Source organism: Pseudomonas sp. CF161 (genome assembly GCF_000416215.1).
In the GTDB taxonomy this organism is placed as follows: Bacteria; Pseudomonadota; Gammaproteobacteria; order Pseudomonadales; family Pseudomonadaceae; genus Aquipseudomonas.
Window position 1 is genome coordinate 80114 of the sequence record NZ_ATLP01000054.1, and the last position, 14287, is coordinate 94400.

Genomic DNA, 14287 nt, shown 5'->3' on the forward strand with positions numbered 1-14287 from the left:
GGCCTCGCACTGCGAGGCCTTTTTTTTTCGATAGGGCGTTGAACTGAAAGGCAAAGGCTTGTAAAGTGCGCCCCGCAGTATGTCAGCCCAACGGTTCCTTCTCCCCAAGAAGAAATCTGAAACAAGTCGCAAATCATTGTCTTAAAAGCAATTTAAAGGGTTGACAGGGGTTTTTAAGATTGTAGAATAGCGCGCCTCAGAGACGCGAACGCAGCGATGCAGGCGAAGTCGAAGAGAGTGAAATACGCAGTAAATGTTGCAAATTGAAATATGTAGTTCCGTGATAGCTCAGTCGGTAGAGCAAATGACTGTTAATCATTGGGTCCCAGGTTCGAGTCCTGGTCACGGAGCCAATTTCAAACCGGGGTATAGCGCAGTCCGGTAGCGCGCCTGCTTTGGGAGCAGGATGTCAGGAGTTCGAATCCCCTTACCCCGACCATTTTTGGGTCGTTAGCTCAGTTGGTAGAGCAGTTGGCTTTTAACCAATTGGTCGTAGGTTCGAATCCCACACGACCCACCATTTTTGAGACCAGCTAACACTGGAATCGAATCTTAAGATCAGCGGCCAAAAGCCTTGATCGAAGAAGGCGACTTGATAGGTCGCCTTTTTTTTACCGGGGTATAGCGCAGTCCGGTAGCGCGCCTGCTTTGGGAGCAGGATGTCAGGAGTTCGAATCCCCTTACCCCGACCATATTTAAAGTCCTCGTATCGCAAGATACGGGGATTTTTTTTGCCTCGAATTTGTTCGCCCTCTATCGGCAGGCAAAAAAATGCCCCGATCAGTTCGGGGCATTTTTTATAGGGGTCAGTGCAACTTCAACCGCGGATCCGTCCCGCGTCCGATCCGGCTGCCGAGCATCAGCATGGCGGTGCGGAACGCGCCGTAGAGCGCCATCTGGTGCATGCGGTAGAGCGAGATGTAGAACATCCGCGCCAACCAGCCTTCGAGCATGACGCTGCCGGTCAGGTTGCCCATCAAGTTACCCACAGCCGAAAAGCGCGACAGCGAGATCAGTGATCCGTAGTCGGTGTACTTGTATTCAGGCAGGGCCTTGCCTTCGATGCGCAGTTTGAGCGATTTGGCCAGCAGCGAGGCCTGCTGGTGAGCCGCCTGGGCTCGCGGCGGCACGTTGCGATCGCTGCCAGGTTGCGGGCAGGCCGCGCAGTCACCGAAGGCGAAGATGTTTTCATCGCGGCTGGTTTGCAGGGTCGGCAGGACTTGCAGCTGGTTGATGCGGTTGGTTTCCAGGCCGTCGATGTCCTTGAGGAACCCCGGTGCGCGGATCCCGGCGGCCCAGACTTTCAGGCTGGCGGGGATTACCTGGCCGTCGGCGGTAATCAGGCTTTCGGCGGTGACCTCGCTCACGGCAGCATTGGTCATGACCCTGACCCCGAGTTTCTCCAGGGTTTTATGCACAGGCCCGCCGATGCGCTCCGGCAGGGCCGGCAGCACCCGTGGACCGGCTTCGATCAGGGTGATGTGCATGTTTTCCGGCTTGATCTTGTCCAGGCCATAGGCGGCCAGCTCGTGGGCGGCATTGTGCAGTTCGGCGGCCAGTTCGACCCCGGTGGCACCGGCACCTACGATCGCCACGCTGATCTGTTCAACCGCATCTGTTTGCCCGGCATGGGCGCGCAGGTAGTGGTTGAGCAATTGCTGGTGGAAGCGCTCTGCCTGTTTGCGGGTGTCGAGGAATAGGCAGTGCTGGGCCGCGCCCTGGGTGCCGAAGTCATTGGTGGTGCTGCCGACGGCGATCACCAGGGTGTCGTAGCCCAGTTCCCGGGCAGGCAGCAGTTCTACGCCACTTTCATCGTAGGTGGCGGCCAGCTGGATTCGCTTGCGCTCGCGATCGAGCCCGCTCATGCGCCCCAGCTGGAACTCGAAGTGGTTCCATTTGGCTTGGGCAACATAGTTGAGTTCGTCTTCGGAGGAGTTCAGGGAGCCGGCGGCCACTTCGTGCAGCAACGGTTTCCAGATGTGGGTCAGGTTGGCGTCGACCAGCATTACGCTGGCGGTGCCGCGCTTGCCCAGAGTCTTACCCAGGCGGGTCGCCAACTCCAGGCCGCCGGCGCCGCCGCCGACGATAACAATACGATGGGTCATGGGGATATCTCGCAAGGCTAAAAGAAATCGGTGCAGTTACCCGAGCGAGCGCAAGGCAGCTCATAGCGTCAGGTAACTGATAAAACGGCTCAGCAGGCCCAGGCCGATGGTCACTGCCAGCACCACCACCAGGAGCATCCACGGCCGAAAGGGCCGGCGCTCGACACGGTGTTGGGTCAGTTGCAGATACTCTTCGACATGTTTTTGGTCGTCGGGGTTCAGGCGGCTGCTCATAAAGGCCTCGTCAGGTAGACGTTGCGAAATGTGGGGAAGCTACAGCTCCAGCCAAAGGTTTGCAGGGCCCCTGGGAACAGGCGCATGCCGCAGGGCGCCAGGTTCTCACAGGCTGATCCCGACGTCGAACAGGATGCTGCGTCCCAGGTTGCTGCGTAAAAAGTCCGGTGCGTCGGGGTGGGCAAACAGGACCCGGGCGAAGGTCGGGCCGACCAGCGACAGCGAGCGCCAGCCTTGGCGCAGATACTCGGTGGGCGGTGGGAAGTGGCTGTTGAGGTCCAGCACCTCGCGCTTGAGGCTGGCGAAGGCAATGATGTCCAGCTCGCCCAGGTCCATGCCGCGTTCTTTATAGTTGTGGGCTTTCTTGCGCAGGGTGGGCGCCAGGCGCAGCAGCAGTTCGCTGGCCGGAATACGCTTGGGCTTGGCTTCGCGGCGCACCAGTTGGCTCAGGGAGAATGCGCTGCGGCGTCGTTGCAGTTCGTCCCGCCATTCGTCGTTGAGGCGCCGGCCTTCGTCGAGGACGAAAAACACCTCGAAGCTGGCCTCGCGAAACAGTACGTCCGGCGGTTCCTGCCCGGCAGGGGTGAACTCGTCGGCGCGGTAACTGATGTTCAAGCCTTGCAGCAGGCGTTGGCAGACCCAACGCTCACGCTCCCATTTGCGGGCATTGGACAGGAACGCATTGGCTTGTTCGGCCTGAATGGTGAGCAGGCGCAAGTAATCTGAGTCATCCATAGGCCAAGCTTAGCGTTCAAACGCCGATTGCTGAAAGGTTCGTTTGACTGGAGGGCGGCGAAGGGCGGTGTAGACTGCTGGCCTGAATCATGTGCGATGCCCTGAGGAGAGAATGCGGTGAAGTATGGCGTGATGCTGTTGCTGAGTGTGCTGTGCCTGGGGGCGCAGGCGACTGAAATCGGGGAGCGCCTGGCGCCCTGGACCCTGCTCGACCAGTTCGATCAACCCTACAGCCTGGATCAGCAGACCAGCACCTTGCTGGTGGCGCGTGGCATGGACGCGGCCAAGCTGGTCAAGGCCGCGCTGGAAGACCGCCCCAAGGGCTATCTGGAGGCGCGACATACGGTATTTGTTGCAGATATCCAGCGCATGCCGACGCTGATCGCGAAAATGTTCGCGGTCCCGGCCATGCGCGATTACTCCTACCGGGTTCTGCTCGACCGCGAAGGGCGAGTCGCACCGCGTTATCCCGGCGCCGAAAATAAGGTCTTGTGGTTGCAGCTCAATCAAGGGCAGCTGGTTGCGCAACGTGAGTACGCCACCGCGGCCGAACTGCGCGAGGCGCTGGAGCAACTACAGCCATGATCAGTGCGGCCGTGCTGTCGGCGCCGACCCTGGTGGTCGGCTGGCTGCTGTATGTGCCGGTGTTGCTCTGGGCGATAGCGCGGTCGCCCTGGGTCGAGTTGTTCTCCGACCGTCGACGTCAGCATTTGCTGTTTGGCACGGTGTTCGCGCTGTTTATGTTGTGGCTGGTGCGTCGGGACTTCGACACCGGCGTGTCTTATCACTTTATCGGCATGACCGCCGTGACCCTGCTCCTGGACTGGCCGCTGGCAGTGGTCGGCGGGTTGGTGGCCCAGTTGGGGCTGGTGCTGCTGGGGCGTCAGGACCTGGCTGCCATGGGGGTCAACGGAGCGTTGCTGATTCTGTTGCCGGTGCTGGTCACCGAATGTTGCGCGATCCTGGTGGAGCGGGCGCAACCGCGTAATCCCTTTGTGTACATCTTTTGCTCCGGCTTTTTTGCTGCGGCACTCTCGGCCTTGCTGTGCCTGTTGGTCGGGTTGGGTTTGCTGTGGTTCGACGAGCGTTTTGCCATGCCTGAGTGGCTGGAAGATTTCATCGGTTACCTTTGGCTGATCATTTTCCCCGAGGCCTTTATCAACGGCATGGTGATCAGTGCGCTGGTGGTGTTCTGCCCCGAGTGGCTGGAAACCTTCAACCGCACTCGCTACCTCTCGGCGCCGTGGAAGGACGACGATCCACGTTCTTGATCCATATCAATTACCTCGGCCAGGCACCGTCTCATGCTCTGGAAAATTTCTGGAGTACGGTCATGAGTGTCTACGAATGGGCAAGGCAGGAAATGCGCAAGAATCTGGAACAGGCCCAGGAGCAGGGCTTTGAGCCGGGACTGAGCCTGCGTGCCCTGCTCAGCGCGGTGGTGCAGCAGAGCAAGAGCGTACGCAGTATTGAGGATCTGGCCGACGAATTGCAGTTTCTCGCAGAGAACCTCGACGATCAGCAGGATTACGGGTTTATGCGTCCTTAGGACGATGCCGCCGAGGTTCAGTGGGCGCGGGGCGGCAGGTCTTCGGAGAACAATTCGTCTTCGGCGTCCGGGCTGACCGGGATCTTGTGTTCCTCGGACGCCCAGGCACCCAGGTCGATCAGTTTGCAACGGTCCGAGCAGAACGGCCGGTTGCTGTTCTCGGCGGTCCATTCAACGGGGGCGCCACAGGTTGGGCATTCTACGGTCAGGGGTTGGCTCATGACTGGCCTCCACGCAAAGTTAGATAAAAGTGGTGCAGGCGCTCGACCTCAGTGTGCAACCAGGCAAGGTCGCGGTCGTTGGCCAGCACATCGTCGGCATGGCGCAGGCGCTCTTCGCGGCTGGCCTGGGCCTGGAGAATCGCCTGGATCTGCTGTTCGCTGATCTGGTCGCGCTGCAGGGTGCGCTCGATTTGCAGTTGTTGCGGGACATCGATCACCAGCACCCGCTGAGTCATTGCCGCCTGGCCGGACTCGATCAGCAGCGGCGACACCAGGATTGCATAGGGCGATTGTGCACGCGCCAAGTGGGCGACGATTTCCTCGGCGATCAACGGGTGCAGCAGGGCTTCGAGCCAGCGTCGCTGCTCCGGAACTTCAAAAATCAGCTTGCGCAGGGCCGCTCGGTCCAGCTGGCCGTCAGCCTGCAGCACACCGGCGCCGAAATGTTCGGCGATGCGCGCCAGGGCCGGACGTCCAGGCTCCACCACCCAGCGGGCGGCGTGATCGGCGTCGACGACATGGATGCCCAGGTCGATAAAGTGTTGCGCCGCTGCGCTTTTGCCACTGCCGATGCCGCCGGTGAGGCCAAGAATCCAGGGTTTGGTTACAGGGTTAGTCATTGGAGCCCGACAAACTGCAAATAGAGGTCGGTTATTTGACCACCCCAGAGCAAGGCAATCCAGCCGGCAATTGCCAGAAAGGGCCCGAAGGGGATCGGGGTCGAGGTTTGCGCATTGCGCCGGCGCAGCATCAGCGCCCCGACCAAGGCTCCCACCAGCGAAGCCAGCATGATGGTCAGTGGCAGGCTCTGCCAGCCGCCCCAGGCACCAATCATGGCCAGCAGCTTGAAGTCGCCATGGCCGATGCCATCCTTGCCGGTCAGCAGCTTGAACAGCCAATACACCGACCACAGGCACAGGTAACCCAGTACCGCGCCCCACACGGCATCGTCCAGGCTGACGAACAGCCCGAAACTGTTGACGATCAGCCCCAGCCACAACAGGGGCAATACCAGCACGTCAGGCAGCAGTTGATGCTCGGCATCGATCAGGCTCAGCGCCAGCAGCCCCCAACTGAGCAGTAGCACCATGCCGGCCTGCCAGCCAAACCCGAAATGCCAGGCGATCACGGCCGACAACAGGCCGCAGGCCAGCTCGGTAAGCGGATAGCGTGGGCTGATCCTGGTCGTGCAGTGTGAGCAACGCCCCCGCAGCAGCAGGTAGCTGAGCAGCGGGATGTTCTCCCAGGCGCGGACCTGGTGGGCACAGTGCGGGCAGTGGGAGTGCGGCAACAGCAGGTTATAGGTCGGCGCCGACGACTGCTCGGGCAGGCCCAGAACCTCATGGGCCTGGGCCTGCCAGTCGCGCTGGAGCATCTTGGGCAGGCGCCAGGCCAGCACATTGAGAAAGCTGCCGATCAGCAGCCCGAGAATCAGCGCGGATAACACGAAGGCCAATGGATAGCTGGCCAGAACTTCAGTCAAAGACATGCTCAGATCGCTGTGCCGAGTTGAAAGATGGGCAGGTACATGGCCACCACCAGGCCGCCGACGATGCTGCCCAAAATCACCATGATAAAGGGCTCCATGAGACTGGTCAGGGTGTCGACCAGGTTGTCGACTTCGGCTTCATAGTAGGTCGCCACTTTTTCCAGCATGGAGTCCAGGGCGCCGGATTCTTCGCCGATCGCCGTCATCTGGATCGCCATAGTAGGGAACATTCCACAGGTGCGCATGGCGAAGTTCAGTTGCATACCGCTGGCCACATCTTCCTTGACCTGCTGCACCGCCTTTTTGAACTGACTGTTGCCGGTGGCGCCGGCGACCGAGTCCAGGGCCTGCACCAGGGGCACGCCAGCGGCAAAGGTGGTGGCCAGGGTCCGGGCGTAACGTGCCACCGCCGATTTGTACAACAGCGGCCCGGCCAGTGGCAGCTTCAGCAGGCTGATATCCAGCCAGTCGCGCAGCCCCCGGAAACGCCGATAGCCGTAGCGCGCCGCGAGCAACGCAAGGGCGCCAGCCAGCAGCATTTGCCACCAGCGCTCCTGCATAAACTGCGAGAGCCCGATGACCGCCTGGGTAAACGCCGGCAGCTGGGTATTCAGCCCGGCGAACATCGACTGAAATTGCGGCACCACCTTGACCAGCAAAATGCCGCTGACGATTAAGGCGACGCAGATGACCGCCAAGGGATAGGTCATGGCCTTCTTGATCCTGGCCTTGAGGCTTTCGCTTTTTTCCTTGTAGGTGGCTACCCGCTCCAGCAGGGTGTCCAGGGCGCCGGCTTGCTCGCCGGCATCCACCAGGTTGCAATACAGCTCGTCGAACTGCCGGGGATGTTTGCGCAGGGCCCCGGCAAAGCTGTTGCCGGCTTCGATTTCACGCTTGAGGGCGTGGATCAGGTTGCGCATGCGCGGCTTGTCGAAACCCTCGGCGATGATGTCGAACGACTGCAGCAGCGGCACCCCGGCTTTCATCATGGTTGCCATCTGCCGGGTGAACAGCACGATATCCCGCGCAACGATGGTTTTGCCGCTGCTGAACAGGGCCACGGGCTTTTTCCGCACCCGCCCCGGGTTGATTCCCTGCTGACGCAATTGCGCCTTGATCAGCGCCGGGTTGTGTCCGGTCAATTCGCCGCTCAGCTTGCGTCCGTTTCGGTCGCTGCCTTCCCAGGCGTAGACACTGACTCTTGCTGCTTTTACCGCCATGGTTCGGTCCTTGCTGGCGCCTTTGGACTATTCCGGGCCGCAGGCAATGGGTGTGACGCCTTTAAGGTCGCGCCGACCGCCTGATAGATCGTGATTGTCCCGGGATGTTCCTGAGCGCTGGGGAACGGCGCCTCCCTGGGCCGTTGTCCTGTGCAAGCCTAGCCAGCAAATACCCTCAGCCCCAGGCTGACGGCTGACGAAAATTGTCAGTTTGTGCGACTCCTTGTGATGAAAGCCATCGGCCACCTCTGCTGCAAGCCTTGATCTACGGGCTTTCAGGGGCTGGCACAGGCCATGCTTCAAGCACTTCAGGTCATGACATTCCCGTTCATGCTTGGAGCTTGTCCATGAAGAGTCAGAAGGGCTTTACCCTGATTGAATTGCTGGTGGTGGTCGCCATCATCGGCATCCTCGCCACTTTTGCCCTGCCGCTGTATTCCAAATACCAGGCTCGGGCCAAGGTGGTGGCGGCATTGGCCGAAGCCTCGGCGCTGAAGGTCAATTTCGAAGATCAGCTCAACCAGGGCAGTGACCCGACCCTTGAGCTGGTCGGCGGCACCGCCCTCACCACCAATTGCCGCATGACTGCCAGCGGCACGGCGGCCAGTGGCGAGGGCGTGATTGCCTGTACCATCCTCAACGCGCCGGGCCCGGTACTGAACCAGACCCTGACCCTGAGTCGTACCAACACGTCCGGGTGGTTGTGCAACACCACGGTAGGGGCGGATTACGCGCCCAAGGGTTGCACGGCCGGCGGTGCCTGACGTTTTGCCGGGACCGCACATGCCCCGCCAGCCGGGGCATGGCGCGCGCCAGGCCGGTCTTTGCGATACAGGTACGACCAGAATCCAGGTCGCAGGGAAAGTTTCGCGATTTCAGAAGGTTAAGGCTGGACGAGAAACCGCAACTTGCACGCAGATCCGCGGGGCGTCATGCAAATTGCATGATTCCGGATTTTTGCTGTTTTTATAACTTGTTGTTTTATAAGGTTTTTATCTGTTGTCAGAAGTTGGCACAGCGCCTGCAATATCTCTGGTAACCCTGTTGCCAGGACACGGCGCAGGCTTTCCAGAAAAACAGGAGTTACTCGTATGAAGAAGTTCGCTATCGCTGCCGCAACTGCTACCGCTCTGACCCTGACCATGGCCAACGCAGCATTTGCGCAGACCACTCAAAACACCCAGGCACCGATGGTTGTGGCTGCCGGTGAAGTGACCAAGGCTAAAGAAGCTACCTCCGATACCTGGATCACCACCAAAGTTAAAAGCGACCTGGTTACCGAAAAAGGCATCCCAGGCACCGACATCAAAGTCGAAACCAACAAAGGCGTAGTGTCGCTGTCGTCCACCGTCGCGGTGACCGATGCGCAGAAAGCCACTGCTGTTGCCATCACCAAGAAAATCAAAGGCGTTAAAGCGGTTTCCGCTGACGGCCTGAAAGCCGAGTAAGTGTTCTTGCCTGGACTGGGAGACGAGGTGTAAGGCGAGCTGAGCAACACGCCTGGCGCTTCCTGAAGGTTCATGCGGAAGACCACAAGGATGTGGTCATTACAGGCCCCGGCACATTGTGTCGGGGCCTGTTCTATTGCGCCGGGAAAAGACCGCGGCCTTCAGGCTGCGGTGCAGTCAGGGGTTATTCCGCATCCAGGTGCATCGGGGTGATCACTCGGCCATCGCTTTCTGCTTCACCGAGGTTGGCGTCGATGAAATAGACGCGGTCATCGGCCAGTTGGCCCTTGTCCACCAGGAAGTCCTTGATGCTGCTGGCGCGCTCCTGGCCCAGTTGGCGCAACAGTACATCGCTGCCACTCCAGAACTGGATCACCGCTTCACGCATTTTTGCGCTGCGTTCTTCCTTGCCCAGGTCCTTCCACTCGGCCGGCGGCTGGGTCTTGAGGCGCGTGCGATAAATGCCTTCGAGCAGCGGGCTCTTCTCACCGTCGGGTACTTGCAGCAGCGACGCTTGGGCGGGCACCTTGTCGCCACGACGCTGGAGCATCTTGTAGTAGTTGTACTGGTATTCCCGCTCCAGTCGTTGCTGGGCCAGCAGTGGGCCATCGCTGCTTTGCGCCGCAGTGCCTTCGATCTCCAGGCGCAGGGCCGGACGCTCTTTGAGTGCGTTGGCAAGTTTTACCAGCGCGGCTTCCGAGTCCTTGCCCAGGTCGCTTGAGCCAGGGGCGAACGACACACTGCCCAGGTCTTCCGCACCTCCGCCTGCGATCAGCCCGCCAATAAGTTTGAAGGGCGCAGCGGCAGCTTTGACGATCAGGTTACGCAGGGTCTGCCAGACAATCGGCATCACACTGAACTGTGGGTTATTGAGGTCGCCGGTCACGGGCAGCTCGATGGAAATCTTGCCATCGACGTCCTTGAGCAAGGCAATCGCCAGTTTCAGCGGCAGGCTCACGGCGTCCGGGCTGTCGACTTTTTCACCCAGTTGCAGCTGTTCGACCACCACCTTGTTTTCGGCCTTGAGCTGGCCGTTGGTGATCAGGTAATGCAGGTCGAGGTTGAGTCGGCCCTTGCGGATGCGGTAGCCGGCGAACTTGCCCGAGTAAGGGGTGAGGGTGGTCAACTCCACGCGCTTGAAGCTGGTGGCGATATCCAGCGCGGCCATGGGGTTGAACGGGTTGACGCTGCCCTTGATGGTGACCGGCGCATAACGATCGACCTTGCCCTTGATGTCGACACTGGCCGGTTTCGCCTGGCGACTGTCGATGGTGCCGATCTGCCCGTTGAGTTGTTGCACCGCGGTGGCGAAGTTGGGCGTCAGGCTGAAGTCGGCAAAGTTGGCCGAGCCGTCGTTGATGGCAATCGCACCGATGTGAATCCCCAGGGGCTTGTCCTTGCCGGGCGCGGGTTTGGCAGCAGGCTTGGCGCCGCTGTTGGCCGGTTGCGGGATCAGCAGGTCGTCGACGTTGGTGGTGCGGTCATCGTTGATCATGAACCGCGCATAAGGCTGGTACAGGTTGACCTTGTCGATCGACAGGCTGTCGCCGTGTTGATAGTTGAGACCTTCGACCACCACCTTTTGCCACTTCACGAAGTCGCGGGTTTTCAGGGTGTCGAGGGTGTGCAACTGGTTCACTTCGGCGCGGCCGGTGATGGCGAGTGTCAGCGGGTCGACTTTTTTCAGGTTGACCGCCAGGTCGCTGTCGAGCATGCCGCTGCGCAGTTCCAGGCGAATGAACGGGCTGATATAGGACTGCGCGACCCGCAGGTCGATATCCCGGGTCTGCACCTGGAGCTTGGCCGTGACCGGGTTCAGGTTGACCTCGCCGTTCGCTTGGAGCTTGCCCTGTTTACCCAGCCCGCTGTCGAGCTTGAGGGTGAAGGGCGACTGGTTGAGGCTGTCGAAATTCTGCAGGTCCAGGTTCAGCGGGCCGACTTCCAGGGCCACCGCAGGTTTGGCTTTGCGGTCCGCGAGGTGCACCTGGTAATTGCGCAGTTGCACATCCTTGAGCAGCACCTGCCAGGGTTTGCTCGGTGCTGCCGGCTGCGCCTTGGGGGTGTCGGCAGTCGCGGGCGCTGGGGCCGGTGCCGGTTTGGACGGTTGGCTGGCGAACAGTTTTTGCCAGTCCAGCTGGCCATCGGCTTCGAGGGCGGCCCAGGTTTCCAGTTTCTGGCTGCGGATTTTGCCGACCACCACTTGCTGCTTGGCCAGGTCTACCGTGGTTTCGCTGACCTCCAGGCGCTCCAGGCGGGCCAGGGGACGGCCGTCCGGGGCCTTGATGGCGAAGGGTGCGACGCTCAGCGACGTATCGCTGAGCAGCAACTCGGTTTCCTTGGACAGGTTGAGCTTGTAGTGCGTGCTGAGGTTGAGGATGCCGTCCTCGAGAACCAGCGGCACGGCGTCGCGCACGTAGGGCCACCAGACTTTCATCTTGCCGTCAGTGACCTTCAGGTTGCCCTCGGAAGTCAGCGGAATCAGGCTGAAGTTACCGGACCAATCGATCTGTCCGCCTTCGGGCCCGGCCGCGACCAGGGTCATGTCGGCGTTGTCATCGGGCAGGGTGCTGAGGTTCTTCAACTCGAAATCGAGTTTGTCGTACAGGAACTCGATCGGCTCGCTCGGGCGCAGGTCCTGGAAGTGCACATAACCGCTTGCCAGCTTGATGCGTTCGATACGCAATGGGAACGGCTTGGCGTCGGGGTTGGCCGGGGTCGGTTCGCTGGCCGGGATCTTGAACAGCCCCAGCAGATTGAGTTTGCCTTCCTTGTCGAACAGGATCTCGGTCTTGGGTTTATCCAGTTCGATATCCGCCAGATGCAGCGCGCGGGTCCACAGGCTGTCCAGTTGCAGGTTCAGATAGAGGCGCTCGAAGCCTACCTGCTCTTTACCTGGCGCACCGATATTCAGCCCCCAGAGCGTGAGCTCCAGGCTGTAGGGATTGAATTCGATACGTTGGATATGGGCCGGGGTGGTGGCGTAGTTGGCGAGTTGCTGATTGGCCACCCGCAGGGCAATGCCCGGCAAGATCAGAAAGCCCAACAGACTGTAAAGGGCAAGAGCAGTCAACAGGGCGCCGATAGCGCGAATCAATCCTTTGGTCATGCGAGGGCTTCATCTATCTGATATCGGAAGTGCCTTGGAGTATGGCACGCGTTTCCGGTTCCGAAACAATCGGTGGGTACAGGATTATTCAGATTTGCCGCTACCGGGTCAGAGTTGCAGGACCAGGGTCTTGAGCGGTGGCTGTTGGTCCTGCGACGGGAAGTCCGCCCCCGGGCTCAGTACCTGGCAGTCACGCACCGGGCGCCCGGCTTTTTCGGCGCAACGCAGCACCTGTTCGCGCCAATCGTCCATCGATACCTTTGCCAGGTTGTTGCAGCAGATCAGCACCCCATCCTCTGCGGTGGCCAGCAACGCCGGCTTCAGCAGGCTCTGGTAATCGCGCAACAGGTCGACGGTGCCGAAGGCACTCTTGGCCCAGGCGGGCGGGTCGAGCAATACCAGGTCGTATTGACGCTGTTCCAGGCGCGGATAACTGGGCAGTTTCTGCCCGCGACGCTGGCTGATGGGCAGCCCGGCCAATTGGCGAATGGCCGGGAAGTAATCGGACTGCACGAACTCCATGGTCGGCAACTGCGGGTTCAGCGCACCGTTCTCCCGGCCCACCGCCAGGTTGCCTTCGGCGAAGTCCAGGTTGCAGACCTCGCGGGCACCACCGGCTGCGGCACTCAGGCCGACGCCACAGGTATAGGCAAACAGGTTGAGCACGCTTTTGCCGGCGCTGTGTGCCTTGACCCAGCCGCGGGCGTTGCGCAGGTCGAGAAACAGCAGGGGATCCTGCCCCGCATGTCGGCCGCGGACCCGGTAGTTCAGGCCCCATTCATGGCCCACCAGGTCTTGCAGCGCGGCCTCATCGGCGCGATACACCGTGTCTTCGCGGTCGATCCGCGAGTTGCCCCGGGAGCGGTCGTTGTAGACCAGCAGGGTGTCCAGGCCCAGATGCTGGTTGATGGCCTGGTGCAGTTCCAGCAGCGTGTCGCGTTCCAGGCTCTGGTGAAAGCTCTGCACCAGCAATTGCGGGCCATAGCGGTCGACGGTCAGACCGCCGGCCCCTTCCTGGCTGCCGTGGAACAGGCGATAGCAATCGGTGCCTTGCTGATGCAACTCGGCGAGCAGGTCCTGACGATGATCGAGGGCGGCGCGCAGCGCCTGATTCAAGGAAGACATGCGGGCGCCTTGCGAATGATTGGGCGCGGCAGTTTACCAGCTAAGTCGCCAGGGGGCTTGTTCCTGCTGGCCTGGACCCTGGGGGCGCAATCCATTCAACAGCCCCCGGGCATCCCGACAGTTTCTGCATCCTCGACTGCTTCGGTCTTACAACCCCATGCGCCGTTTCGCTCGTTGTACCGAGCCGTTACGCACCGCCCAGCGCAGCATGGGCGCACTGCGGTTGACGCTGGCGCGGATCAACTGGCGTTGCAGCGGGTTCTGGCTGACGTCGAGCATCGCACTGGCCCAGTCCGGCAGCAGATCGATTCCGGCCTTCATCATCAATGCGCCAAAAGGCTTGGCCAGGCGGCTGGGAGCGGGGGCCGCCAGCAACAGGCGTAGCACTTCTCGACTGCGCTCGTCACACAACAACTGCGGCTGCATGCGGGCCAGGTAATCGCCGACCTCCCGGCGCGAGCGCGGGATATCGCGGGCGCCGAGGCGTTCGGCAACCAGCGCGATCTCGGCGTAATACCGGTCTTGATCGGCGGGTGACAAGTTCGGGTTGCGGTAGCGCAAGTGGGCCGCGAGGAAGCTGCTGACTTCAGCCACATGCACCCAGGTCAGCAGGTCAGGGTCGCTGGCGGCGTAGGGGCGGCCGTCGGGCGCGGTGCCCACCACCTGCAGGTGAATGGTGCGCACTTTGTCGATCAGCCATTCAGCATCCTGGCGCGAACCGAAGGTGGTGCCGGAAATGAACTGGCCGGTGCGGCGCAGGCGGCCGAGCATGTCCTGGCGAAAGTTCGAATGGTCCCAGACCCCGGCCAGGGCCAGCGGGTGCAGAGCCTGCATCAACAGGGCGCTGATGCCGCCGATCAGCATGCTGCTGAAGTCGCCATGCACTTGCCAACTGACCGAATCCGGGCCGAACAGGCCCGGGTCGCCCTTGGGGTTTTCCAGGTCGAGTTTGCCCAGCGACAGGCCGGACAGGCTCATGACTTGGTTTTCGATGCGGCTACGAATGAATTCCATGACAGCTCGGTGGTGTCTTCGTGAGAGAAGCGCGGCCTGGG

At 61.0% G+C, this 14287-nt stretch carries 15 protein-coding genes and 4 tRNA genes; 9 read left to right on the forward strand and 10 right to left on the reverse strand.

Going from position 1 to position 14287, the window contains the following annotated elements:
* Positions 1-277: 277 nt before the first annotated feature.
* From CF161_RS10030 to CF161_RS10045, 4 genes are all read left to right on the forward strand, one after another.
* Positions 278-353, forward strand: a tRNA-Asn gene (locus CF161_RS10030).
* A 9-nt stretch (positions 354-362) separates the two neighbouring features.
* A tRNA-Pro gene (locus tag CF161_RS10035) sits at positions 363-439 on the forward strand.
* Positions 440-444: 5 nt separating this feature from the next.
* Positions 445-520 (forward strand) — tRNA-Lys (locus tag CF161_RS10040).
* A 95-nt stretch (positions 521-615) separates the two neighbouring features.
* Positions 616-692: transfer RNA gene (locus CF161_RS10045), tRNA-Pro, on the forward strand.
* 114 nt (positions 693-806) lie between these two features.
* On the opposite strand, the gene CF161_RS10050 is transcribed toward CF161_RS10045, so the two are convergent.
* From CF161_RS10050 to CF161_RS10060, 3 genes are all read right to left on the reverse strand, one after another.
* A complete protein-coding gene (locus tag CF161_RS10050) occupies positions 807-2105 on the reverse strand; it encodes an NAD(P)/FAD-dependent oxidoreductase (protein ID WP_020296470.1) in 1299 nt (432 codons plus the stop codon).
* 60 nt (positions 2106-2165) lie between these two features.
* Positions 2166-2339, reverse strand: a complete 174-nt coding sequence (locus CF161_RS10055) for a DUF3094 domain-containing protein (RefSeq protein WP_020296471.1) — start codon at positions 2337-2339, stop codon at positions 2166-2168.
* Between the two features lie 105 nt (positions 2340-2444).
* A complete protein-coding gene (locus CF161_RS10060) occupies positions 2445-3074 on the reverse strand; it encodes a DUF1780 domain-containing protein (RefSeq protein ID WP_020296472.1) in 630 nt (209 codons plus the stop codon).
* 117 nt (positions 3075-3191) lie between these two features.
* Between CF161_RS10060 and CF161_RS10065 the strand changes: the two genes are divergently transcribed.
* The 3 genes from CF161_RS10065 (at position 3192) to CF161_RS10075 (ending at position 4623) form a co-directional block, all read left to right on the forward strand.
* A complete protein-coding gene (locus tag CF161_RS10065; RefSeq protein ID WP_020296473.1) occupies positions 3192-3659 on the forward strand; it encodes a hypothetical protein in 468 nt (155 codons plus the stop codon).
* Positions 3656-4345: an energy-coupling factor ABC transporter permease gene (locus CF161_RS10070; RefSeq protein ID WP_020296474.1), complete on the forward strand. Its 690-nt coding sequence runs from the start codon at positions 3656-3658 to the stop codon at positions 4343-4345. Before CF161_RS10065 ends, CF161_RS10070 begins: the two co-directional genes overlap by 4 nt.
* 62 nt (positions 4346-4407) lie before the next feature.
* Positions 4408-4623 (forward strand): hypothetical protein, encoded by a 216-nt coding sequence (locus CF161_RS10075; protein WP_020296475.1) that lies wholly within the window; start codon positions 4408-4410, stop codon positions 4621-4623.
* A 17-nt stretch (positions 4624-4640) separates the two neighbouring features.
* Here CF161_RS10075 and yacG read toward each other — a convergent pair whose 3' ends face one another.
* The 4 genes from yacG to CF161_RS10095 are packed head-to-tail and all read right to left on the reverse strand — an operon-like array spanning position 4641 to position 7553.
* Positions 4641-4844, reverse strand: a complete 204-nt coding sequence (yacG, locus tag CF161_RS10080) for a DNA gyrase inhibitor YacG (protein ID WP_020296476.1) — start codon at positions 4842-4844, stop codon at positions 4641-4643.
* Positions 4841-5464, reverse strand: a complete 624-nt coding sequence (gene coaE / locus CF161_RS10085; RefSeq protein ID WP_020296477.1) for a dephospho-CoA kinase — start codon at positions 5462-5464, stop codon at positions 4841-4843. The genes yacG and coaE overlap by 4 nt, the downstream gene beginning before the upstream one ends.
* Entirely contained in the window at positions 5461-6333 is an 873-nt protein-coding gene (locus tag CF161_RS10090) for an A24 family peptidase (RefSeq protein WP_020296478.1), read from the reverse strand. The genes coaE and CF161_RS10090 overlap by 4 nt, the downstream gene beginning before the upstream one ends.
* Before the next feature lie 2 nt (positions 6334-6335).
* A complete protein-coding gene (locus tag CF161_RS10095) occupies positions 6336-7553 on the reverse strand; it encodes a type II secretion system F family protein (RefSeq protein WP_020296479.1) in 1218 nt (405 codons plus the stop codon).
* A 347-nt stretch (positions 7554-7900) separates the two neighbouring features.
* On the opposite strand from CF161_RS10095, the gene CF161_RS10100 reads away from it, so the two are divergent.
* Positions 7901-8317 (forward strand): pilin, encoded by a 417-nt coding sequence (locus CF161_RS10100; protein WP_020296480.1) that lies wholly within the window; start codon positions 7901-7903, stop codon positions 8315-8317.
* A 327-nt stretch (positions 8318-8644) separates the two neighbouring features.
* Positions 8645-9001, forward strand: coding sequence for a BON domain-containing protein (locus CF161_RS10105; protein ID WP_020296481.1), 357 nt, complete (start codon positions 8645-8647; stop codon positions 8999-9001).
* A 184-nt stretch (positions 9002-9185) separates the two neighbouring features.
* Here CF161_RS10105 and CF161_RS10110 read toward each other — a convergent pair whose 3' ends face one another.
* The 3 genes from CF161_RS10110 to CF161_RS10120 all read right to left on the reverse strand — a co-directional run bounded on the left by CF161_RS10110 (position 9186) and on the right by CF161_RS10120 (position 14246).
* Positions 9186-12107 (reverse strand): DUF748 domain-containing protein, encoded by a 2922-nt coding sequence (locus CF161_RS10110; RefSeq protein ID WP_020296482.1) that lies wholly within the window; start codon positions 12105-12107, stop codon positions 9186-9188.
* A 108-nt stretch (positions 12108-12215) separates the two neighbouring features.
* Entirely contained in the window at positions 12216-13232 is a 1017-nt protein-coding gene (locus CF161_RS10115) for a class I SAM-dependent rRNA methyltransferase (protein ID WP_020296483.1), read from the reverse strand.
* 147 nt (positions 13233-13379) lie between these two features.
* Positions 13380-14246, reverse strand: coding sequence for an oxygenase MpaB family protein (locus CF161_RS10120; protein WP_020296484.1), 867 nt, complete (start codon positions 14244-14246; stop codon positions 13380-13382).
* Between the last annotated feature and the right edge of the window lie 41 nt (positions 14247-14287).

What these genes read in the sequence shown, in the direction of transcription:
- CF161_RS10050 (WP_020296470.1), bottom strand. Translation starts at nt 2,105, where the DNA reads ATGACCCATCGTATTGTTATCGTCGGCGGCGGCGCCGGCGGCCTGGAG.
- CF161_RS10055 (WP_020296471.1), bottom strand. Translation starts at nt 2,339, where the DNA reads ATGAGCAGCCGCCTGAACCCCGACGACCAAAAACATGTCGAAGAGTAT.
- CF161_RS10115 (WP_020296483.1), bottom strand. Translation starts at nt 13,232, where the DNA reads ATGTCTTCCTTGAATCAGGCGCTGCGCGCCGCCCTCGATCATCGTCAG.
- CF161_RS10070 (WP_020296474.1), top strand. Translation starts at nt 3,656, where the DNA reads ATGATCAGTGCGGCCGTGCTGTCGGCGCCGACCCTGGTGGTCGGCTGG.
- CF161_RS10090 (WP_020296478.1), bottom strand. Translation starts at nt 6,333, where the DNA reads ATGTCTTTGACTGAAGTTCTGGCCAGCTATCCATTGGCCTTCGTGTTA.
- CF161_RS10105 (WP_020296481.1), top strand. Translation starts at nt 8,645, where the DNA reads ATGAAGAAGTTCGCTATCGCTGCCGCAACTGCTACCGCTCTGACCCTG.
- CF161_RS10120 (WP_020296484.1), bottom strand. Translation starts at nt 14,246, where the DNA reads ATGGAATTCATTCGTAGCCGCATCGAAAACCAAGTCATGAGCCTGTCC.
- CF161_RS10110 (WP_020296482.1), bottom strand. Translation starts at nt 12,107, where the DNA reads ATGACCAAAGGATTGATTCGCGCTATCGGCGCCCTGTTGACTGCTCTT.
- CF161_RS10060 (WP_020296472.1), bottom strand. Translation starts at nt 3,074, where the DNA reads ATGGATGACTCAGATTACTTGCGCCTGCTCACCATTCAGGCCGAACAA.
- CF161_RS10075 (WP_020296475.1), top strand. Translation starts at nt 4,408, where the DNA reads ATGAGTGTCTACGAATGGGCAAGGCAGGAAATGCGCAAGAATCTGGAA.
- coaE (WP_020296477.1), bottom strand. Translation starts at nt 5,464, where the DNA reads ATGACTAACCCTGTAACCAAACCCTGGATTCTTGGCCTCACCGGCGGC.
- CF161_RS10095 (WP_020296479.1), bottom strand. Translation starts at nt 7,553, where the DNA reads ATGGCGGTAAAAGCAGCAAGAGTCAGTGTCTACGCCTGGGAAGGCAGC.
- yacG (WP_020296476.1), bottom strand. Translation starts at nt 4,844, where the DNA reads ATGAGCCAACCCCTGACCGTAGAATGCCCAACCTGTGGCGCCCCCGTT.
- CF161_RS10100 (WP_020296480.1), top strand. Translation starts at nt 7,901, where the DNA reads ATGAAGAGTCAGAAGGGCTTTACCCTGATTGAATTGCTGGTGGTGGTC.